This window comes from Chryseobacterium sp. RU33C, from assembly GCF_900156015.1.
GTDB lineage: Bacteria > Bacteroidota > Bacteroidia > Flavobacteriales > Weeksellaceae > Chryseobacterium > Chryseobacterium candidae.
In genome coordinates, this window is sequence record NZ_FTMT01000008.1 from 19,322 (window position 1) to 41,057 (window position 21,736).

At 36.4% G+C, this 21,736-nt stretch carries 19 protein-coding genes; 12 read left to right on the forward strand and 7 right to left on the reverse strand.

The window, feature by feature from the left end; all coding sequences use genetic code 11:
- Positions 1-132 precede the first annotated feature (132 nt).
- On the reverse strand, positions 133-1,392 hold the full coding sequence (locus BW946_RS08655) for a putative DNA modification/repair radical SAM protein (protein WP_076595798.1): 1,260 nt from the start codon (positions 1,390-1,392) through the stop codon (positions 133-135).
- Between the two features lie 156 nt (positions 1,393-1,548).
- Between BW946_RS08655 and BW946_RS08660 the strand changes: the two genes are divergently transcribed.
- From BW946_RS08660 to BW946_RS08685, 5 genes are all read left to right on the forward strand, one after another.
- A complete protein-coding gene (locus tag BW946_RS08660) occupies positions 1,549-2,877 on the forward strand; it encodes a hydroxymethylglutaryl-CoA reductase, degradative (protein WP_076595799.1) in 1,329 nt (442 codons plus the stop codon).
- A gap of 166 nt (positions 2,878-3,043) precedes the next feature.
- On the forward strand, positions 3,044-4,114 hold the full coding sequence (locus BW946_RS08665; RefSeq protein WP_076595800.1) for a hypothetical protein: 1,071 nt from the start codon (positions 3,044-3,046) through the stop codon (positions 4,112-4,114).
- A gap of 1 nt (position 4,115) precedes the next feature.
- A complete protein-coding gene (locus tag BW946_RS08670) occupies positions 4,116-4,502 on the forward strand; it encodes a DUF423 domain-containing protein (protein ID WP_076595801.1) in 387 nt (128 codons plus the stop codon).
- A gap of 207 nt (positions 4,503-4,709) precedes the next feature.
- Positions 4,710-5,900, forward strand: a complete 1,191-nt coding sequence (sucC, locus tag BW946_RS08675; protein ID WP_045500844.1) for an ADP-forming succinate--CoA ligase subunit beta — start codon at positions 4,710-4,712, stop codon at positions 5,898-5,900.
- A gap of 399 nt (positions 5,901-6,299) precedes the next feature.
- Positions 6,300-8,501 carry a reprolysin-like metallopeptidase gene (locus BW946_RS08685; RefSeq protein WP_083688823.1) on the forward strand — a complete coding sequence of 734 codons (2,202 nt, stop codon included), beginning with the start codon at positions 6,300-6,302 and terminating at the stop codon, positions 8,499-8,501.
- Between the two features lie 28 nt (positions 8,502-8,529).
- Here the strand turns inward: BW946_RS08685 and BW946_RS08690 are convergent, their stop codons facing one another.
- A complete protein-coding gene (locus BW946_RS08690; protein ID WP_076595803.1) occupies positions 8,530-9,414 on the reverse strand; it encodes a mechanosensitive ion channel family protein in 885 nt (294 codons plus the stop codon).
- Positions 9,415-9,508: 94 nt separating this feature from the next.
- Between BW946_RS08690 and BW946_RS08695 the strand changes: the two genes are divergently transcribed.
- Positions 9,509-10,144, forward strand: coding sequence for a peroxiredoxin (locus tag BW946_RS08695; RefSeq protein ID WP_076595804.1), 636 nt, complete (start codon positions 9,509-9,511; stop codon positions 10,142-10,144).
- Positions 10,145-10,240: 96 nt separating this feature from the next.
- On the opposite strand, the gene BW946_RS08700 is transcribed toward BW946_RS08695, so the two are convergent.
- From BW946_RS08700 to BW946_RS08710, 3 genes are all read right to left on the reverse strand, one after another.
- Positions 10,241-10,831: a hypothetical protein gene (locus BW946_RS08700; RefSeq protein WP_076595805.1), complete on the reverse strand. Its 591-nt coding sequence runs from the start codon at positions 10,829-10,831 to the stop codon at positions 10,241-10,243.
- 267 nt (positions 10,832-11,098) lie between these two features.
- The gene (locus BW946_RS08705) at positions 11,099-11,614 is read right to left on the reverse strand and encodes a hypothetical protein (RefSeq protein WP_076595806.1); all 516 of its coding nucleotides are present in this window, start codon (positions 11,612-11,614) and stop codon (positions 11,099-11,101) included.
- A gap of 93 nt (positions 11,615-11,707) precedes the next feature.
- The gene (locus tag BW946_RS08710; RefSeq protein WP_076595807.1) at positions 11,708-13,993 is read right to left on the reverse strand and encodes a TonB-dependent siderophore receptor; all 2,286 of its coding nucleotides are present in this window, start codon (positions 13,991-13,993) and stop codon (positions 11,708-11,710) included.
- A gap of 181 nt (positions 13,994-14,174) precedes the next feature.
- On the opposite strand from BW946_RS08710, the gene BW946_RS08715 reads away from it, so the two are divergent.
- The gene (locus tag BW946_RS08715) at positions 14,175-15,230 is read left to right on the forward strand and encodes a Gfo/Idh/MocA family oxidoreductase (RefSeq protein ID WP_076595808.1); all 1,056 of its coding nucleotides are present in this window, start codon (positions 14,175-14,177) and stop codon (positions 15,228-15,230) included.
- A 174-nt stretch (positions 15,231-15,404) separates the two neighbouring features.
- Here the strand turns inward: BW946_RS08715 and BW946_RS08720 are convergent, their stop codons facing one another.
- On the reverse strand, positions 15,405-17,297 hold the full coding sequence (locus BW946_RS08720) for an ABC-F family ATP-binding cassette domain-containing protein (RefSeq protein ID WP_076595809.1): 1,893 nt from the start codon (positions 17,295-17,297) through the stop codon (positions 15,405-15,407).
- A gap of 216 nt (positions 17,298-17,513) precedes the next feature.
- On the opposite strand from BW946_RS08720, the gene BW946_RS08725 reads away from it, so the two are divergent.
- From BW946_RS08725 to BW946_RS21390, 3 genes are all read left to right on the forward strand, one after another.
- A complete protein-coding gene (locus BW946_RS08725) occupies positions 17,514-18,026 on the forward strand; it encodes a 5' nucleotidase, NT5C type (RefSeq protein ID WP_076595810.1) in 513 nt (170 codons plus the stop codon).
- A 121-nt stretch (positions 18,027-18,147) separates the two neighbouring features.
- Complete coding sequence (locus BW946_RS08730) at positions 18,148-18,435, forward strand: carboxypeptidase-like regulatory domain-containing protein (protein WP_083688824.1); 288 nt, start codon at positions 18,148-18,150, stop codon at positions 18,433-18,435.
- Between the two features lie 91 nt (positions 18,436-18,526).
- On the forward strand, positions 18,527-18,694 hold the full coding sequence (locus tag BW946_RS21390) for a hypothetical protein (protein ID WP_170872066.1): 168 nt from the start codon (positions 18,527-18,529) through the stop codon (positions 18,692-18,694).
- Between the two features lie 23 nt (positions 18,695-18,717).
- Here the strand turns inward: BW946_RS21390 and BW946_RS08735 are convergent, their stop codons facing one another.
- Entirely contained in the window at positions 18,718-19,581 is an 864-nt protein-coding gene (locus BW946_RS08735) for a glycoside hydrolase family 25 protein (RefSeq protein WP_076595811.1), read from the reverse strand.
- 66 nt (positions 19,582-19,647) lie between these two features.
- Here BW946_RS08735 and BW946_RS08740 point away from each other — a divergent pair, with 66 nt between their 5' ends.
- On the forward strand, positions 19,648-20,910 hold the full coding sequence (locus BW946_RS08740) for an NAD(P)/FAD-dependent oxidoreductase (RefSeq protein ID WP_076595812.1): 1,263 nt from the start codon (positions 19,648-19,650) through the stop codon (positions 20,908-20,910).
- Positions 20,907-21,578, forward strand: coding sequence for a tRNA (guanosine(37)-N1)-methyltransferase TrmD (trmD, locus tag BW946_RS08745; protein WP_076595813.1), 672 nt, complete (start codon positions 20,907-20,909; stop codon positions 21,576-21,578). The genes BW946_RS08740 and trmD overlap by 4 nt, the downstream gene beginning before the upstream one ends.
- Positions 21,579-21,736: the final 158 nt, after the last annotated feature.

Below are 21,736 nucleotides of genomic sequence, written 5' to 3' on the forward strand. Positions count from 1 at the left end.
ATGAGATAAATGAGGTGAAGAATCTGGTTAATTGAAGAGATTCTTCCTTCGTCAGAATGACAAATGTGCTGTCAGATTGAAGTAATAAATTAGTGGCCATTTGTGAAATATTCGTGTGACTTATGTTTAAAATCAAAATAAAGTCAGCTGTTGTGAAAACTGATTATGAAACTTTGACGAACTTCCACCTATCAGCAGCTTTCTGAAGTTTTTATCCGTTAAATATTTCAGATAAGCATTTCCTGCATTGAAATCAATGAAATATTTTGCCCGGTTAACAGCCGCTCCCAGTTTTTTCAAATGATCCATGGTCAAAATTTGAAAACGTCTGGCACTGACAATCTTTTGGGCTGTTTTTACTCCAATCCCGGGAATTCTTAAAATCAACTGATATTCGGCGGTCTGAAGGTTAATCGGAAACTGATGAAGATTTCGCAATGCCCAGCTTAATTTCGGATCTACTTCCAGGTCAAGGAAAGGAATATTCGGATCTAAAATCTCTTCCGCTTTAAAACCATAAAATCTCATCAGCCAATCCGACTGATACAGACGGTTTTCCCTTAACATTGGAACTTCCGTGGTTAAAGAAGGCAGTCTCTGGTCTTCCAAAACCGGAACATACCCGGAATAATAGACTCTTTTCAGATTAAAGTTTTTATAAAAATGATCCGCAACTTTAATGATCTGTAAGTCATTTTCATTGGTTGCTCCCACGATCATCTGGGTAGACTGTCCTGCCGGAGCAAACTTGGGAACTTTTTTCAGAATTTTCTTTTCATCCTTATATTGAATAATTCCTTTTTGAATATACCGCATAGGGCTGATCATATCCTGTCTGTTTTTTTCAGGAGCCAGCAATTTCAATCCGCTTTCCGTAGGAATTTCAATATTGACGGATAAACGGTCTGCATATAAAGCCGCTTCCTGCATCAGATCATCACTTGCTCCCGGAATAGATTTCAAATGAATATACCCATTAAAGTTCTCTTCCAGACGCAGCTTTTTAGCAACCCTTACCAATCTTTCCATTGTAGTGTCTGCATTTTTGAAGATTCCTGAGCTCAGAAATAAACCTTCAATATAGTTTCTGCGGTAAAAATTGATGGTAAGATCTACCACTTCTTCTACCGTAAAGGCGGCTCTTTTGATATCATTAGAACTTCTGGAAACACAGTAGGCACAATCGTAGATACAATGATTGGTCAACAGAATTTTAAGCAGGGAAACACATCTTCCGTCTTCTGTATAGGTATGACAAATCCCGCTTGCAGAACTGTCTCCTAACGCTCCTTTTTTATTCTTTCTCGTGCCTCCGCTTGATGAACAGGAAACATCATATTTTGCTGCATCAGCAAGGATTTCGAGCTTTTCTTTAAGACGGTCAAAATTCATATTTAAAATAATTTGATATGTTTTGTATCTGAAGTGTAATTTAATTTTGTTCAAATTTAGTTCCAAAATTGATAAATGTCAACCTTTTTTCATAGAAGTTATCAACAAAAAAGAGTCTCAAAATCATTATATTTACGGCTCATTAAAGTTTATATCATGAATCATAAACCAATAGAAGGTTTTTCCAAGCTTCCAAAGCAGGGGAAAATCGAATGGCTCGTAAACGAATATCTGGAAGGAAACCAGGAATATCAAAATATATTAAAACAATACTGGAATGATGATGCAGACCTTCAGAAGCTTCACGAAGAGTTTTCTGAAAATACCATTTCCAATTTTTATATGCCGTACGGAATTGCTCCGAACTTTTTAATCGATGGAAAACTGCTGGCACTGCCAATGGCTGTTGAAGAAAGTTCAGTGGTAGCTGCTGCTTCCAAAGCTGCAAAATTCTGGATTGATAAAGGAGGTTTCAAAACAACCATTATCAATACTGAAAAACTGGGACACACCCACTTTATTTTTAATGTGGAACCTCACAAATTATTACATTTCTTTAATTTCAGTTTAAAGAAAAAATTATTCGAAACAACAGAAGATATCACAGCCAACATGAGAAAACGTGGAGGTGGGATCTTAAATATCAGCCTGGTGGATAAAACCGCAGAAATGCCGAATTATTATCAACTGAAAGCAAGCTTCGATACAGTAGATTCAATGGGAGCTAATTTTATCAACTCATGTCTTGAACAGTTCGGAAAAACGCTGAGACAGGAAGTTGCTACCAGTGAAGATTTTACCCAGGAAGAAAAGAATTCACTACAGATTGTGATGAATATTCTTTCCAACTTTACACCGGACTGTATCGTAAGGGCTGAGGTTTCCTGTAAAATTGAAGACTTAAAAGACGATAGCGGAATTTCTCCTGAAGAATTTGCTTCTAAATTCAAACAGGCAGTCACCATTGCAGAAATTGAACCTTACCGTGCAACCACTCACAATAAAGGAGTAATGAACGGTGTAGATGCCGTTGTAATTGCTACCGGAAATGATTTCAGAGCTACAGAAGCCTGTGCTCATGCATATGCGGCAAAAGACGGACAGTACAGATCTCTGACCCACTGTACTACAGATAACGGCGTTTTCAGATTCTGGATAGATCTTCCAATTTCCGTAGGAGTAGTAGGTGGACTTACCAACCTTCACCCTTTGGTAAAATTCTCCTTAGCGCTGCTTGGAAAACCTTCTGCGCAGGAACTAATGAGTATTCTTGCAGTTTCAGGTCTTGCGCAAAACTTTGGTGCTTTACGTTCTCTCGTAACAACAGGAATTCAGAAAGGGCATATGAAAATGCACTTATTCAATATCCTGAACCAACTGGGCGCTACAGAAGAAGAAAAACTGCATTTTGTGACTTATTTTAAAGATAAGACGGTAAGTCATCACGAGGTGATCAATGAATTTAACAGAATGAGAGGGAACTAATGTTACAGATCATTTTGCCCATAGTATTTCTCCTTTTTGGATTTTTTCTGAAGAAAACAGACAATGAAGGTTTCAGAAGCTCCAAGAAGTTCGCCAATATGTTTATTATACTGGGAATTTCTACATTGGTTGCCAAGTTCATTTTAATGTACTTAAAATCAAAATAGTGAAAAAAAGTATTGTATTTTTCTTATTGATTTCTGGTTTAAGTTTTTCGCAGTATAAAGATGTAAAGATAAATGATCTGCAGCCTAAATCTGAAAACTTTGTGTTTCCTGTGGTTACTTACACAGGAAATCCTGCAGTAGCCCATAAGATCAATACATTTCTTCAGGTCAATGAACTGGAATATGTTCCGAATTCAGGTGGAAATCCTTTTAAACTGGCTTCTACAGCCACAAACTCCTATTCCAACTATGTTTATTTCTATAGTTGGAATAAGATTGAAACACCTAAGAATATTCTTAGTATTGCCATAGATGGTGAAGCTTCAGGTGCTTATCCGGAAGGTTTTCTGATCTGGAAGAATTTTGATCTGAGAACAGGAAACTTTATTAATGCCAAAGATTTATTTCAACCCGGTTCAGTGAAAACTGTTGAGGGAATTATTCAGAAAAGAGTAAAAAAAAGAATTTCTGATTTTCTTGTTACACTGAAAGCTGAGAAAAATCCTGAAGAGGAAACTCAAGATCAGATCGCTATGTATGAAGACTGTTTTACGGAACATACTTTAGCTGGTATCAGATATTACTTTGGAAAGGATAAGTTGACTTTTGTAGCAGGTAGATGTTCCAATCATGCCATGCAGGCATTGGACGATTTGGGAAGTCACGAGCTGGAATTTACCTATAAAGAACTTGAGAAATACCTGAGTATTTATGGTAAGAATCTGATATCAGGTTCTGAAAAGATTGGGCAGACAGGTCCAGGAAATAAATTATATAAAGGAAAAATTGACGGAAAATATCCTATTACGGTTTTGTTTAGCGAAATTAATGAGGATGATTCCTTTTCAGCCACTTATTGGTATGACAAGAACAAAAAACCAATCAACTGGAGAGGAGAATTTGTTCATGACCATTTTTCCATCACAGAAGATGATTATCACAGTGAGGAACTTAAGGAATGGATACCAAGGGCCTTAATAGAAGCCGATCTGAAAGGAAGCAAAATCGTTGGGGCATGGCAGGATTATAAAACAAAAAAATATTTAACCCTAGAATTAGAAGAGTTATAAAATGAAAACAATCACATTAATTTTTGGAGCGGTTTACGGAATGGTGTCTGTAATCCTGGGTGCATTCGGAGCACATGCTTTAAAGAAAATATTAGCTGTGGAAAGGCTGGAAAGTTTTGAAACAGGAGTAAGGTATCAGATGTATGCAGCTTTTTTCCTGCTGATCATCGGTTATATCTTAAAATTTGAAACTTCTGCTGAAAAATGGACTTCCATTTTAATGATTACGGGAACACTTTTATTTTCTGTAAGCATCTATTTCCTGAGCATGCAGGATTATCTGGGAGTGAACCTTAAATTTTTAGGCCCAATCACTCCGCTTGGAGGTCTGATGATGATCCTGAGCTGGGGAATGCTGATCTTTTATTTTGCTAAAAACAGAATGTAAGAATGAAAATTCACAGAAGAAGACGGTTAATACGAACATTCAATCTCTTCAATCTGAGAAATTAGCGGAAGAATAGGGGAAAATAGATAGATATGTTAAAAATCAAGTCAGTCAGACTTTAATTTTTAAGTCAATAAACTTGAACTTCCGTGTCTTTTTAGTAAATTTGTCAACCTTTAAATATTAAAATAAAATAATAAAAATAATATGAATCTTCACGAGTATCAATCAAAAGAGATTTTATCAAAGTATGGAGTAGCTATCCAACGTGGTTTCGTTGCAAACAACGTAGATGAAGCTGTAGCAGCTGCTGAAAAATTGACTGCTGAAACCGGAGCACAGGCTTGGGTTGTAAAAGCACAGATTCACGCGGGTGGTCGTGGTAAAGGTGGGGGTGTTAAGTTTTCTCCAAATATGGATAAACTTAAAGAAAACGCTCAGAATATCATCGGAATGCAGTTGGTAACCCCACAAACTTCTGCTGAAGGTAAAAAAGTACACTCTGTTTTGATTGCAGAAGATGTTTATTATCCTGGAGAATCTGAAACTAAAGAATTTTATGTTTCTATTCTTTTAGACAGAGCTGAAGGGAAGAATACAATCGTATATTCTACTGAAGGAGGTATGGATATTGAGCACGTTGCTGAAGTAACTCCTCATTTGATCCACAATGAATTGATTGATCCGGCTATCGGTCTTCAGGGATTCCAGGCTAGAAAAATTGCTTTCAACCTGGGTCTTGAAGGAAATGCATTCAAAGAATTTGTGAAATTTATTTCATCTCTTTACAATGCTTATACAGGAATTGATGCTTCTCTTTTCGAAATCAACCCGGTATTAAAAACTTCTGATAACAAGATTATCGCTGTAGATGCTAAAGTAACTTTAGATGACAACTCATTGTTCCGTCACAAAGACTTAGCGGAGCTTAGAGATACAAGAGAAGAAGATCCAATGGATGTAGAAGCTGGTGAAGCGGGTCTTAACTTCGTAAAACTAGACGGTAACGTTGCTTGTATGGTAAACGGAGCAGGTCTTGCAATGGCAACTATGGATATCATCAAATTATCAGGTGGTAACCCTGCAAACTTCCTTGATGTGGGTGGTACTGCAGATGCTCAGAGAGTACAGACTGCTTTCGGAATCATCTTAAGAGATCCAAACGTAAAAGCGATCCTGATCAACATCTTCGGAGGTATTGTAAGATGTGACAGAGTTGCTCAGGGAGTTGTAGATGCTTACAAAGCTATGGGTAGCCTTCCGGTTCCATTGATCGTAAGATTACAGGGAACTAACGCTGTAGAAGCTAAAAAATTAATTGACGAGTCTGGTCTTCCGGTACACTCTGCAATTACTTTAGAAGAAGCTGCCAATAAAGTAAAAGAAGTTTTAGCTTAATCTAAAATTTTTAAATAAAATAGAAACCGTTCCATTTTTTGGAGCGGTTTTTTTGTGGTTATTTGTTTTCTGAAAATAATAAATTTTTGAAAATAGAATGTAAAAAAGTGGAGCTGAATACCTTTTTGCGGATAAAATTGAAGATTTTGGAGAATCTATAGTCCATTTTAAATTCATAAAAATATGATGCTATTGTAAAATTAAAAATATACATTATTAATTCTGCTGTATAATTAAATTAATTTATCAATAAAAATGTTTTTTATTCTTAATTGGTTGTATTTATTTGTGAATGTCGTATTTATAAGAAATTTTAAGACCTGCAAAGAGCTATTTATTTTGTATTTAAATGCTTTATGCAGAACATAAAAATTGTTTAACACAAATAATTGAAAATCTATGAAAAACAAAACATTTATTTTTTTCAGCATGCTGGCTGCTGTATTAAGTTTCGGGCAGCAGAATTACTGGAGAGTAGCCGAAAGGGAGGAAGGAAAAGAACTAGCACCCAGAAACATTATGCCTAAAGTCTTTTCGCTATATCATCTGGATCTTGAAAAGATAAAGGAAGATCTGAAAAAAGCTCCCGCACGATTTTCTGAGAATTACGGTTTAGTTCTGAAATTTCCGGATGCTGGCGGAGAGTTTCATGATTATATTGTACAGGAAGCTTCTGTAATGGAGCCTGAGCTTCAGAAAAGATTTTCAGACATCCGTTCCTATACAGGTTGGCAGAAAAGTAATCCGGAAAATACGATCAGATTCAGTATCAGTCAGGAAACAGGGATCAGTGTAATGTATTTTAACGGATGGGATGTGAGTTATCTTGATGCCTTTACCAGAGATAATAAATCTTTTATTTGTTACAGGAGAAAAGATCTTCCGGAAAGTTCAGTCCCTTTTCAATGCGGTATAGAGGAAGATGCCGATAAGCTTTTGGATACTGACCCGCCTTTGAGTGGTACATTGGCCAGAAGACCTATGGTTTCAGACGGGGTGTTCAGAACATATAAACTGGCATTAGCCGCTACTGGAGAATATACCCAATATCATGGAGGTACAATACATGGAGCAATGGCGGCAATGGCTACAACGATGACAAGAGTAAACGGAGTGTATGAAAAGACGATTGCCGTTACAATGGTCATGGTTGCCAATAATCATCTTCTTATTTACAGAAATCCGGCAACTGATCCCTACACCAATGGAGATGAGGATAAGATGCTTAATGAGAATGTAAAGAATATCAATAATGTGATAGGATTTGCACATTATAATATAGGTCATGTTTTTGGAGTCAACAGTGGCGGTATTGCAGGGCTGCGGGTTATATGTTCCCAATTGAAAGCACAAGGAGTTACAGGATCCGGTACTCCCATCAATGATCCTTTTAATATCGACTATGTGGCTCATGAAATGGGACATCAGTTTGGAGCCAATCATACCTTCAGAGCTAATACTGTAGCGTGCAAAGGAAATGTAAATAACAGAACGGCGTATGAGCCGGGAAGCGGCAGTACCATTATGGGATATGCTGGAATATGCGGGGGGAACAGCATCCAGCCGCATAGTGATCCGTATTTTCATGCTGCCAGTGTAAGAGAAATGTATTATTCAATTTCAAGAGATACAGATTGTTCTGTAAAAAGACGGATGACTAACAGGGTTCCAACAGCCAATGCTGGTCTGGATTATTCTATTCCCAAAGGAACTGCATTTGTACTGACAGGGCAGGGAACAGATCCTGACAATGATCCGCTTACCTATTTATGGGAGCAATATGATAGCCGGAACAATACGCAGCCGCCTCTGGCTTCCAATGTTGCAGGCCCTGTATATCGGTCGAGATTGCCAAAAACAGAGAACATGAGATATTTTCCTCATCTGTCAGCCGTTCTATCTAATAATTTAACTCCGATATGGGAAGTTACCCCTCATGTTGCAAGAACACTGAACTTCTCCCTGCTTGTTAATGATAACAGAGCAACTGGAAATCAAACTGCCCGTGATGCCATGGTAGTAACTGTAACGAATGCCGGCCCGTTTAAAGTGACATCACATATGGGAAGTTCATACACTGCAGGCCCTAATACCGTAAAATGGGATGTAGCAGGTACGAATACCGGAGCTGTAAATACAAGGTATGTTACCATTCTTCTTTCTAAAGACGGAGGCTATCACTTTGATACTGTTCTTGCTGAAAGTGTTCCTAACAATGGCTCTGCTGTAGTTAACTTCCCCAATGAAAATATAGGTGTCGCAAGAATCATGGTAAAAGCTGTTGGAAATATATATTATGCTGTAAATACAACTAATTTTTCCATAACTAAAAGTGCTTTGCCTGTAAAAAAAGAACTAAAGGCTAGTCGTTTTGCTGTTTATCCTAATCCTTCTCGTGAGGAAGTGAATATCAGGCTTGATGATGAAGCTGATACGGCTCAGTACAGCCTGATGGACAGTTCAGGGAGGGTATTAAAAACAGGATATCTGAAAGGTTTCGTAAAAATTCAGGTACTTGATATTCCTGCCGGAACCTATCTGGTAAGTGTCAATGTTCAGAATGGAAAGAAGTATATAGAGAAACTTATTATCAGCAAATAAAATAAAAACCGCTTTTTAAAAGCGGTTTTTATTTGTCAAGATTTTCTGATACGGTATTTTCTCCTGCTGTAATGCTGATGCTTGTAGGAGTCACCAGCTGAATTTTATCAGTATCAAAACGCTCTTTAATGTTCAGATAAGCCTTACTTTTTATCTGAGCCAGATTAGCTCCTACTTTTATCCAGAACTTTACCTGAAGATTAAATGATCCCTGTTTCAAATCTGTAAAAATTACTTCTACCGTGTCTAACTTATCCACATTATCAAGATTTTTAACCACATCAAGAATTCCTTTCTGTGCTTTGCTGATATCTTCATCAGCAGGAATCTCAAAATTTAAAATAACCCTGCGTTGTGGCGAAGCGGTAATATTGTAAAATGGAGCATTGAAAATAACCTGATTGGGGATGTAAGCTTTCTTTCCGTCATCAGTAAGAATTTTCGTGGTTAAAAAACCAATTTCCTGTACTGTTCCCGAGTGTGCTCCGATGGTAATATAATCTCCTGCCTTAAATGCTTTATCGATTCCGATCAGCATTCCCGAGAAAATACTAGAAACAAGATCTTTCAGGGCAACCCCTGCAATAACCCCTGCAACTCCTAAGCTTCCGATAAATTTCCAGAGAAAACCGCTGAAACCCATTATTTCAAGAGCAATAAAGGTTCCCATTAGCATGATCAGAAATCTGAATATGCTGATTAAGGTTACTAATGAACTCTCTTTTTGACTTTTCGGGAAAAATTTGTGAAATAATTTGACAGCACCTTTACTTAAATATTTACTGCTGATTAGGAAGAATGTAAATACTAAAATCCCAACAATCAGCTTTGGGGTAAGTTCAGCGAATGTGATGTACCAATTTTCCAACACCTTATAAACAACATCTAGATACCTTAATCCGGTTTTCTCCATGAATAAAATTTTAGTTAAATATATAAATTTTCATCAAAAAATTTGCCAGTTCCAAAAAGTCTACTAAATTTGTAGACTATAAAGAGGAAATATTATGTCAATCAAACTAGGAGATACAGCACCCAACTTCCAAGCAGAGTCGTCAGTAGGTGATATTAATTTTTATAATTATCTTGGAGATTCCTGGGGGATTTTGTTTTCGCACCCTGCAGATTATACGCCGGTATGTACTACAGAATTGGGGTATACCGCAAAATTGCAGTCTGAATTTGAAGCCAGAGATACAAAAGTGATTGCTCTGAGTGTAGATGGGGTAGAAGACCATCAGAACTGGGTGAAAGATATTAATGAAACTCAGAATACCACTGTTAAGTTTCCAATTATTGCTGATAAAGACAGAAAAGTTTCGGAACTGTATGATTTTATTCATCCCAATGCATCAGCTACAGCTACGGTACGTTCTCTTTTGATTATTGATCCTTTAAAAAAAGTAAGACTGATTATTACCTATCCGGCCTCTACAGGAAGGAATTTTAACGAAATCCTCAGGGTGCTGGATTCTTTACAGTTGGTGGATAAGTATCGCGTGGCCACACCTGTTAATTGGGAAAATGGTGAGGATGTTATTATTCCGCCTACCGTTTCTACAGAAGATGCAAGAAAAATGTTCCCAAAAGGGGTAACGGAAATAAAACCATATTTGAGATACACGCCCCAGCCTAATCCATGATTTATTTGATTTTTTATAGTTTAGTTTTAATTTGTACGAAAAGCGCCCCGGAAATAAATTCCGGGGCGCTTTCATTTTTTATAAGTATTTCAGTGATTACTTAACGTCGTTGATGATTTGCTTACCTTTTGAAGTTGGTAAATAAATGCTAAATCCTACGTTGAAAGTTAAAGTAGAAGTTAATCCCTCGCTACCAAATCCTGCAACACCATTATATTTTACTAAACCTTCAACACCAATGTTTGGAGTAATGAAGTATGAGTAACCAGGTCCTGCTCCAAAATCTAAACCAGTTGTAGAGTTAGAACCTTCAGTAGAAGTACCTCCAACACCTAAGTTACCTTCGAAGAACCATCTTCCATGGTGTAATAGATTATCTACTCCTTTTTCTCCTGGAGAAACATAATATCTCCCTAGAGCACCAACTTTATAAACAAAATTGGTAGGTGATCCATTTGTTACTTTATTAAATCCTAAATCTACATATCCCCCAACTGCTACATTATCTTGAATAAAATAAGCTGCTTTTGGCTGTAGTGAAATGTTGTATCCACCACCTGTATTTAAACCAAAATTACTTGCAACGATGCTACTTCCTACCATCCAATTACCTTTTTGAATCTGAGCGTTGGCAGTTGCTGTTAAGCCTGCTACGGCTAATATCCCTGTTAAAATAAGTTTTTTCATAATTTATTATTTTAATAATTAAATGTTATTATTCACGAATTACAGAAAAAACAATAAATGTGCCAGACTCTTAATTTTACGTAATTTTTCTAAATAAACGTTAACGTTATCAGTAAGATATAATTTAATTTTTTAACATAATACCTGAGGATATCGTAATCATAAATGAAATGAAACTGGTCTTTTGGAATGGAAATGGTAAAAGTAGATGTCATGTTGTTAATATTCCAAATTGTTGTTTTTTCTTTTCGTGGACCTCTTATTATATTAAATAAATAAAAGAATCACGGAAATGATAAGTCCGGCAATGGTAAACTTGATTCCGCGTTTGAATGCTTTTGTCTTGGGATTAAACATCCAGAAACTTGATATTACAAAAAAGAAAAGGGAAACTCCAAAGAATACGCTTAAGGGAGATATAGCATCTTTTGATTGTGATTTGTGAAGAGAAACCATTTTATCCAATACGAAAGGCAGTTCCTTTTTAGTGTACTTGGCTTTTCCGGTTGCGCTGTCATAAGTTCCCTGTTTAAAATAAAGAACGCTTCCTTCTGTTTTTTCAACTTCCAGACCTTTCATTTTCAGTTCTTTTTTCAATTCTTTTTCAGAAAGATTGGGCGCTATGTTTTTTTCATATTTCTTTTCGCTTTTCAGAAAATCAGTGTCTCTGTATACCAGAAGAATTCCACTTAATGAATATACAGCCATAATTCCGGCAAGGAAATATCCCAGATAACGGTGTGTAATTCTCATGAAGCTTCTTGTGTCTTTAATCTTATCCATATCTTATTGTTTTGTTTTTGTTTAAAATTTCAAAAGTGGAAACTGCAAAAATGCAATCTCCACTTTTAATAAAGAATTATTATATAAAGAGTTCTAAAGTCTGTATGTTAATGTGAAATAGTAATTTCTAGGCGTAATAGGATTCACTGAATAATTCTCGTGAACGTTATAGTTTACGACATCAAACAGGTTTCCCACTCTCCCCTGAACGGAGAATTTTTTCCACTCGTAGCCTACTGATACGGAAACAGTTGTGTAATCTTTCAGATCAAACATTCTGCTTACATTATTTCTACTGGTATTGGTAGATTTTGTATCATTCCATCCGGCAATTCTGTCTCCGATGTAATAAATTCCAGCTCCGATTTTTAACCCTTTTACATAGTTTGTAAATTTATAGAAAACAGAAGCATTTGCTGTTGTAGCCGGTGTTCTTACCAGTCTTTGGTTTTCAATATATCCTTTTTCAGGAGTATCAGTATAAACGGAGTTGTTATAAGAAAAACCTCCGATTATAGATAAGTTTTCTGTAGGATTTCCTGTAATGTCCAGTTCCACACCGCGGCTTCTCATATTTCCTGCAAATTCTTTAAGATTGGTGTCTGTGGAATTTACCGGGGCTCCATTGGAAGCAGAAGCAAACCAATATGTTTGATAATAATTATTGTACATAATCTGGTAAGCCGTTAAGTTAACAGCTAAAGCATTGTTCCAGAAATTCTTTTTAATACCAATTTCGTATTGATCAACAGTGGATGGCTTTATGCTTTGTCTTGATAGAGTAGTTAACTGATTTTGAACATCTGTAACAGGTTGGTTGGTATTTACTTTTCCAAATTGATCTGAAGTATATCCCGCATTTGCTGCAAAAGAATTCGTATAGGTTGCAAACACTGAAAGATTTTCATTAGGAGCATATACCAAGCCTACTTTTGGAGAAAACGCATTGTCAGAAGTTGAAGAATTTGCTACTTCAATTTTATCATTTAATGTAAAACGGGTTGTCAGCGTAGGCATATTTTCTATATAAGACCATCTTAGCCCCGCAATTACTTTTAGTTGCTTTGTTATGCTGATGAAATCCTGTGCATAGATCCCGATTCTTCTTGTGTTGATTCTGTTTCTTGTGCTAAGGGTAGAATTTGGCATATCAATACTTCCCCATGTTGAAGGGTCATCTAAATACAGGATATTTTTGGGCGCTGTAATATTATAGGCATAAGCATCTGCCTGGCTGTAATCAGCATCTGCACCAATTAAAACTTTGTGGCTGATTCTTCCTGTATTGAACTCTCCATTGATGTTTACTTGTGCAGAAGTATAATTTTGTTCGTTATAAGTTTTTCCAAAAGGTCTTTTCCATGATAATCTGTTAGGATCTACAGTGGTATCTTTGGTATCATATATCCATTGTACTCTTTCAGAAGAGAAATAATCTTTAGTATAGTTTTGGTATGAAGCAGCCGCGTTCAGAGACCATTTTTCATTAAATTGATGATTAAATGTTACATTCGTAGAAGCCTGCTGTACATTTTGATATTGCCAGTCAGTTCCGAAGAAAGTGTTTCTGGAAACGGTATCATTCAATCTGTAGCTTTGGTCTTTTTCCGTAATAGATCCAAGACCGAAATCAGGTGTAAAATTAGTTTTAAGATAATCTGCCTCAACAATTAACTGAGATTTATCACTTAAATTAAATAAGAATGAAGGGTTGAAATAATATTTCTCTGATTCTACAACATCTCTGAAACTTTCAGCATGCTCATAGGCTCCATTTATTCTGAATGCAGCATTTTTGGATAATGGACCATAGATATCAACAGTCGGTTTATAAGAATTCCAGCTTCCGCCATTTAAACCTATGCTTCCGCCAAAATTGAACCGGGGTTTTTTGGTAATCATATTGATAACACCCCCTGCTGCTGTATTCCCAAAAAGCATCGCATTGGCTCCCTTTAAAACTTCTACTCTTTCCAGACCACTTACTTCAGGGAAAACACCACTGTTTACTCTTGAACCATTTTTAAAAATATTATCATTTCCTAAAATGAAACCACGCCCACCAAAGCTGTCCTGAGAATTTCCTCTGGATGAAGTGATGTACAAACCATTTATATTCTGAAGAACATCACTCAATTGTTTTGCCTGTTGCTGCTCAATAATTTCGTGGGTTACAATAGCAATGGGCTGAGGGTTTTCCATTATCGTCAGGTTTGATTTTGTCGATAAGGGTCTTGCCTGGTTAGGATTTCCTGTTTTATGAAGGTTGATATCTTCAATAGTCTGAGTTCTGATTGTATCTGCTTCAGCATTTTTCAGCTGTGAACTTGCCGAAGCTGCGATCAATAGAAGGCCTAAAGAAAGTAATTGTCTTTTCATTTTATTTTTATATAGAACAGTTTTAAATAAGGCGCAAATGTAAGTATTTGTTTAGAATAGATAAAAATAATTTTATGATTTAAATCATATTTTAAGAGTTGATGGGATGAATTATTTCTATACCTCCTTTAGACTGGGGAATAGAGAAGTTTTTATCAATATATTTGTTAAAAATTATAATATGCAATTGGTAAAAGCAGGGCTTTGTGCCTTTGGAATGAGTGGGAAAGTATTCCATGCACCCTTTTTAAAGGAACATCCGGGATTTTTTATGTCTGCTGTGGTGGAAAGAAGTAAGGAGGAATCAAAGGGGAAATATCCCGAAGCAACCATCTACCGTTCCGTGGAAGAAATGCTTCAGCATGCTGATGTGGAATTGGTAATCATCAATACTCCGGTTCAGACCCATTATGAGTACGCGAAAAAAGCACTGGAAGCAGGAAAAAATATTATTGTGGAAAAACCCTTTACTGTAAATGTTTCTGAAGCAGAAGAGCTGGTACAATTGGCAGAAGAAAAAGGATTGTTTTTAAGTGTATATCAAAACAGAAGATTCGACCGGGATTTATTACAGGTTCAAAAAATTCTGAATGATAAGAAACTAGGGAATATTAAAGAAGTTGAAATCCGTTTTGACAGGTTCCGTACCACTGCCAGTGGAAAAAAGCATAAAGAAAGTCCTGATCAGGCGGGATCAGGATCTCTTCACGATCTGGGAGCACATCTTGTAGATCAGGCGGTACAATTTTTTGGATACCCTGAAAAACTTTTTGCAGATGTATTTTCTATGAAAGGAACTGACTTCGCTAACGATTATTTTGAAATTCTGTTATTCTATAAAAATAATCTGAGAGTAAGACTGAAATCGTCTGTTTTCAGTAAAGAAGGGCATTATGCCTACGCAATTCATGGGGACAGAGGAACTTTCTTACAGGAAAGAACCGATAATCAGGAAAATGAGCTGGTGGCTGGTGCTGTTCCTGAATATGGTAAAGAATGGACGCAGCCGCTAAAAGAACCGGACGGAATTTTAAACTTTCTGAATGATGATTCTGAAACAGAAAGAATTCTTACCTCTAGCGAACCCGGAAATTATATGGATTATTACCAGCAGATTTATGAACATATTGTTTTTGGATATGCTTTACCATCTCCCGGAAAAGAAGTTATTCAGAATATGAAAATCATTGATGCTTCTCTTGAAAGTGCAAAAGAAGGAAGAATCATTCAATTATAAATGGTGAGTCATGAATTATGAACGAATTTAAAGTTTAAGGTTCAAGGTTCAAGGTTTAAAGTTTAAGGTTGATTGTAGTTGTGATTATAAATTTTCAACTCATTTACCCTCAAACCCTCAAACTCTCCAACTCTTTGAATTCGTTCATAATTCATCATTTTTAACTCATCATTATTAAAGGCTTTCCTGAAGTTCCAGCCATCTCATTTCGTGGTTCTCCAGTTTTTCTGAAACCGTTTCCAGCTCAGAAGAAAGAGTGGCTATCTTTTCGTAATCAGCTTCATTGTTGAGCTTATCCAGAATTTTAGCACGTTGTTCTTCCAGTTCAGGCATTTCTTTTTCAATGGTTTCCAGTTCTCTTTGTTCTTTAAAAGTGAGCTTTCTTTTAGAATTCGAAGACTGGATATTCTCTGTTGAAGAAATTACTTCTTTTACAGGCTCAGGTTTTACCGCTGCATTTTTTTCTAATGCTTCTTCACGGCTTCTGGCTTCTCTGTATTCTGAGAAATTCCCTACAAAATCCCGGATTTTTCCATTACCCTCAAAAGCCAGTACATGATCTACAATTCTGTCCATGAAATACCTGTCATGGGAAACGATAATCAAAGATCCCTGAAATTGCTGAAGGAAGTTTTCAAGAACAGTTAATGTTGGAAGATCAAGATCATTGGTAGGCTCATCAAAAATCAGGAAGTTAGGATTCTGATACAAAATATACATCAGGTGAAGTCTTCTCTTTTCACCACCCGAAAGTTTAGAAATAGGAGAGTACTGAGTCTGATCGTCAAATAAAAACAATCTTAAGAACTGTGATGCAGATAAACTTCTTCCATTTGCTAAAGGATAAAATTCTGCAATCTCCTTGATGAAATCAATTACACGTTCATCCTCTTTATAGCTAAGGCCTTTCTGAGCAAAATAACCGAAAGAAATCGTTTCTCCTGTTTCAATTTCTCCTTTATCCGCTTTTTCAAGCCCTTGAATGATATTGAGAAGAGTAGATTTTCCTGCTCCGTTTTTTCCAATGATTCCCACTTTTTCTCCACGCTGAAACTGGTAGCTGAAATCCTTTAAAAGAACTTTCGGTCCAAAGCTCTTGTCAATATTTTTGAGTTCAAGAATTTTATTTCCCAGACGCTTCATCTCAAAATCCAGTTCCAGTCCGTCCTTTCTGGTATCGGTTTTGGCAACTTTTTCCGTTTCGTAGAAAGCGTCAATTCTGCTTTTTGATTTTGTGGTTCTTGCTTTTGGCTGTCTTCGCATCCACTCCAGCTCCTTTCTGTAAAGGTTGTTGGCCTTGTCAATTGTAGCATTAAGATTCTCCTCACGAATCATCTTGTTCTCCAGATAAGTGGCATACGAACCGTTGTGAACGTAAAGATTCTGATCCTCCATTTCCCATATAATATCACAAACACTGTCAAGGAAATATCGGTCGTGGGTTACAAGCAATAAAGTGATTTTTGCTTTGTTCAGATAATTTTCAAGCCATTCTACCATATCCACATCCAGGTGGTTGGTAGGTTCGTCCATGATAAGAAGGGTATGTCTGTGTTCAGCTCTTGTTTCTGTTAAAAGTTTAGCCAATGCTACACGTTTGATCTGTCCTCCGGAAAGAGTTCCCATTTTGGCATCCAGATCAGTGATCTTAAGCTGGGAAAGAATCTGTTTCATTTCATTTTCCAGGTCCCAGGCTTTATGAGCTTCCATATCAGCTAATGCTTTCTCAATAAAATCATTATCTGTAGAATGAAGGGATCGATGATAGTTTTTAAGGGCGAGGATAGGCTCAGAATCAAGGGTCATCATAAATTCTTCAATGCTGAGCTTAGGATCAAAGTCGATTTCCTGGTCAAATAATACCACCTGGATATCTTTGTTAATGATCGCAGTTCCGCTGTCTGCAATTTCTTTACCCATTAATATTTTCAGAAGCGTAGATTTTCCACTTCCGTTTTTGGCAACAATCGCTATTTTATCCCCTTCATTGATGTGGAAAGAAATATTTTTAAACAAAACTTTGATGCCGTAAGATTTGGTAAGATTTTCTGCAGAAACGTAATTCATTGGGAATTAATAGTTTGATTTTAATTTTTAACTAAGCTGCAAAAATACGAAAATGTAACCATAAAACTTTCCGGAACTTCTCTTATGAAAATGAATATTTATGATTTTTTAATAGACTGTGTTCCTTGTCTGAAAAAACTAATCAGTAAATTTGATTAACCATAATGAAGTGTACATTGTAAATACTAATACATAATACAAAATCTGATTGAAGTAATGAAAAAAGTAATTGTCGACATGGACGGGGTAATGGCAGATGTATATCATCAGCTGGTACAATTTGAAAAAAGAGATACAGGAAGAGAAATTGAAATCAGTGATTTGGCGGGTAAGCCTGAAATAGAGTCTTTTCCTAATGGAAAAAAGCACGTGAATGAAGTAGGTTTTTTCAGAACATTGCCTGTAATGAAAGGAAGCCGTGAGGCAATTGAATATCTGAATAATAAATATGAACTCTATATTGTCTCTGCCGGAATGGAGTTTCCCAACAGCTTAAGAGAAAAGTATGACTGGCTGGCAGAGCATTTTCCATTCATTACCTGGGAACAGATTGTTCTTTGTGGAAGTAAAAAAGTAGTGTCCGGAGATGTTATGATTGATGATTATCCTAAAAATTTAGATCATTTTTCAGGGCAGAGATTGATATTTACCCAGCCTCATAATGAATTGATAGAAAATGATACGTATGAAAGAGTGCATTCCTGGGAAGAAATTATGAGTATCCTTTAAGTAGGAAATATTTATAATTAGGAAATATTTAAAACAACTTTAACTAAAGGGAGAATAATTTTAATAAAGTATTGGGATATTGGGCTGTTGAAAATAAATAAGTTTGCTTTAAACTTTTAACATGAAAATAGATCATACTTTATTCTTCCTTTTCACAGCCTCTGCTTTCCATGCTCAGGTTATTTCCGGAACTGTCATTTCTAAAAATGAAAACTATCCAATTCCTTATGTAAAGATTGGAATTGAAAAAAAATCAATCGGAACAATCTCTGATGACAAAGGAAATTTTTCAATTGATCTTTCCGATACAGATCCCCGGCAGAAAATAAAAATAGAAGTACCGGGATATGATCCTTATCAGGAAAAAATACAGAATTTTAAAAGTATGATCAGCAGAAAATATTTTTAAATGGAAAAACTCAAAATATTAAAGAGGTTACAATTAAACCTAAAAAACTAATCGATAAAAACTGGGGAGTCAATGCCAAAACGAAAAGTGTTTGAAATATTTTGATGGCAGAATTAAAATCAGTGCTGCTTTGTTCAGAACCGGATTGATAAGAGAATTTTATGGTGACTGGCAAAAAATGACTATTGCCGCACCAGCCATTAATATTGATGTGAAAATGGATGAAAACGGAGACAATAATCCGAATAAATATGATTAATACATCATGTGTTTTCTAGCTATTTAATCCAGTGTCAGTCTTTTTAATGACCACGAACTTCCATTGTAAACATCCAGATCCACTTTTGCATTAATGCCATGAACAATTCCGTTTTCTGTAAATTGCCAGAAGTCCCATTCATCATCAGGCGAAGGAGACGGAACATCATTGTAATTGGCAAGCCATAAAGGGTAGCCTTCAAATTCCCCTTTCAGAAAATCTTTATAATAATGGTAGTAGGTGTAGATGATGGGCTTTTCACCATAAGCGTCTTCTACAATTTTACACCATACTTTCAGGTCTTCAACCAGTTTTTTGTTGGTTTTACGCTTTGGAATTTTTTCAATATCAAGAATCGGAGGAAGATCTCCGCTTTCAAGTTTCACATTCTCTAAAAAATTATTGGCCTGGATCACAGGATCTTCATCAGCTCTGTAAAAATGATAGGCACCCCTGATAAGCTCATGTTTTTTGGCACTTTCCCAGAATTCATCAAAATGCTTGTCGGCACTCCGGTTTCCCATTGTTGCACGCATCACAACAAATTCCAGCGGAATCGTTTTATTTCCGATGCTGAGGCTATCCCATTTGATATCTTCCCGGTTCTGATAATGCGAAACATCAAAGCCATAGGTTTTGTCAAGGTTGCTGGCTAATATCCTTTGAATTCTTGCCGCCTCTTTTTCACTGTTATGAAGCTTTTTATGCTTAAATTTATTAAAGTACAAGGCATAGTAATAACTGACGGACTGCTTTAAGTAAAGCCCTGTTCCGACTAATGCTATCATTAAAATCGCCAATATGACCCATCTCCGGAAAAAATACTTCTTCCGTCGCGATTTATGGACTTGTTTGGCAGTTTTTTTGGTATACTTTTTTGGTGTCATAAAGTTTTGCAAAACTAACTTTTTTCACTGCCAAATGCTAAAATAAAATCAGTAAATTTGTGTATTATGGAAACACGCGAAAAAATCATCATTATTGGAGGAGGATTTGCGGGGCTGCAGCTTGCAAAAACATTGAATAACAAGAACAAAAAGGTCATTGTTCTCGACCGGATGAACCACCATATGTTTCAGCCGCTTTTTTATCAGGTAGCCTCAGGAAGGATAGAACCTTCCAACATTTCTTTTCCCTTCAGAAAGATTTTTCAGCAATCCAGAAACACACAGTTCCGTATGACAGAGGTGAAGGAAATAGACCCTGCCAACAATAAAGTCATTACCGACGAAGCAGAATTTACTTACGATAAACTCATCATTGCAACGGGCTGTAAAACTAATTTTTTCGGAAACAAAGATCTGGAAGGAAAAGCTTTCGGAATGAAAAATACCCAGGAAGCCATCAGTATCAGAAATCATGTTCTGATGACCTTTGAAAAACTGATTATTGAAAAAAGCCGCAGCGATGACGGAAACTGGAATATTGTGATCGTTGGAAGCGGTCCTACCGGAGTAGAACTGGCGGGAGCTTTTGCTGAAATGAAAAAAGACATTCTTCCAAGAGATTATCCTTACATGAACTTTGATCATCTGAAGATTATCCTGGTAAGTTCCACAGAAAAACCCCTTGCTGTAATGAGCAGCGAGGCACAGGAAAAATCTGAGAAATACCTGAAAGATCTAGGAGTTACTTTTTTGAGCGGAGAAGTGGTAACAGATTATGATGGTGACAAAGTGCATCTCAGAAGCGGAAAAGAAATACCATCCAACAATGTGATCTGGGCAGCCGGCGTTACCGGAAATGTAGTAGGAGGTTTTCCGGAAGAAAAATTAGTAAGAAACAGATATATTGTAGATCGATATAATAAAATACAGGGTTACGATAATATTTATGCCATCGGAGATATTGCCTATATGGAAACACCAAAATATCCACAGGGGCATCCTCAGGTAGCTAACGTAGCCATTAATCAGGGAAAAAATTTAGGGAAAAATATTTTAAAGAAAAGCCTGGAAGAATGGAAAGAATACGAGTATGATGATAAAGGCTCATTAGCGACTATTGGGAAGCACAGAGCTGTTGTCGATCTGCCGTTTATAAAATTTCAGGGATTTCTGGCATGGTATTTCTGGATGTTTCTCCATTTAATGCTAATTTTGAGCGTTCGAAATAAGCTGGCCATATTCTTCAACTGGATGTGGAGTTATATCAACAAAGATTCTTCTTTAAGATTAATTATTATACCTACTAAGAAAAACGGAACATTACAATGAGAATTGACATAATAAGCGTACTTCCGGAATTGATGGAAAGTCCTTTCAAAACTTCTATTTTGAAAAGAGCGATGGATAAAGGGCTGGTAGAAGTACATTTTCACCATTTGAGAGACTGGGCAATCAATAAGCACAGACAAATTGATGATGAACCTTATGGGGGCGGAGCAGGAATGGTAATGATGGTAGAACCGCTGGATAAATGTATTTCAGAGCTTAAATCTCAACGGAATTATGATGAAGTCATTTATCTGACACCGGATGGCGTTACTTTGAATCAGAAAATTGCCAATTCACTTTCCATCAAAGAAAATCTCATCTTTCTTTGCGGCCACTACAAAGGAATAGACCAAAGAGTAAGAGATCTTCATATTACAAAAGAAATTTCAATCGGAGATTACGTTCTTACCGGGGGAGAACTCGCAGCCTGTGTTTTGGCAGACTCAATTATCAGATTGCTTCCCGGAGTTTTGAATGATGAACAGAGCGCTTTAACAGACAGTTTTCAGGACGATCTTCTTTCACCACCCATCTATACAAGGCCTGAAAGCTATAAAGGCCTGGATGTTCCCAAGATCTTGCTGAGCGGAAATTTTGGAAAAATCGAAGAATGGCGGCATGACGAAGCTGTAAGAATAACAAAGGAAAAACGTCCCGATTTATTGTAATCGAAAATTGTCAGAACTTATCTTTTTTCGGGTTTCATATTTAATTCCATTCGTTATAGATAAATGGAATAATTTTTGTTTCATTTTTAATAATAGTGAAAAATATTAATTTTTTTGGTTTTAACTTGAGAATTTATTTCTATTATCCCGGATTTTGC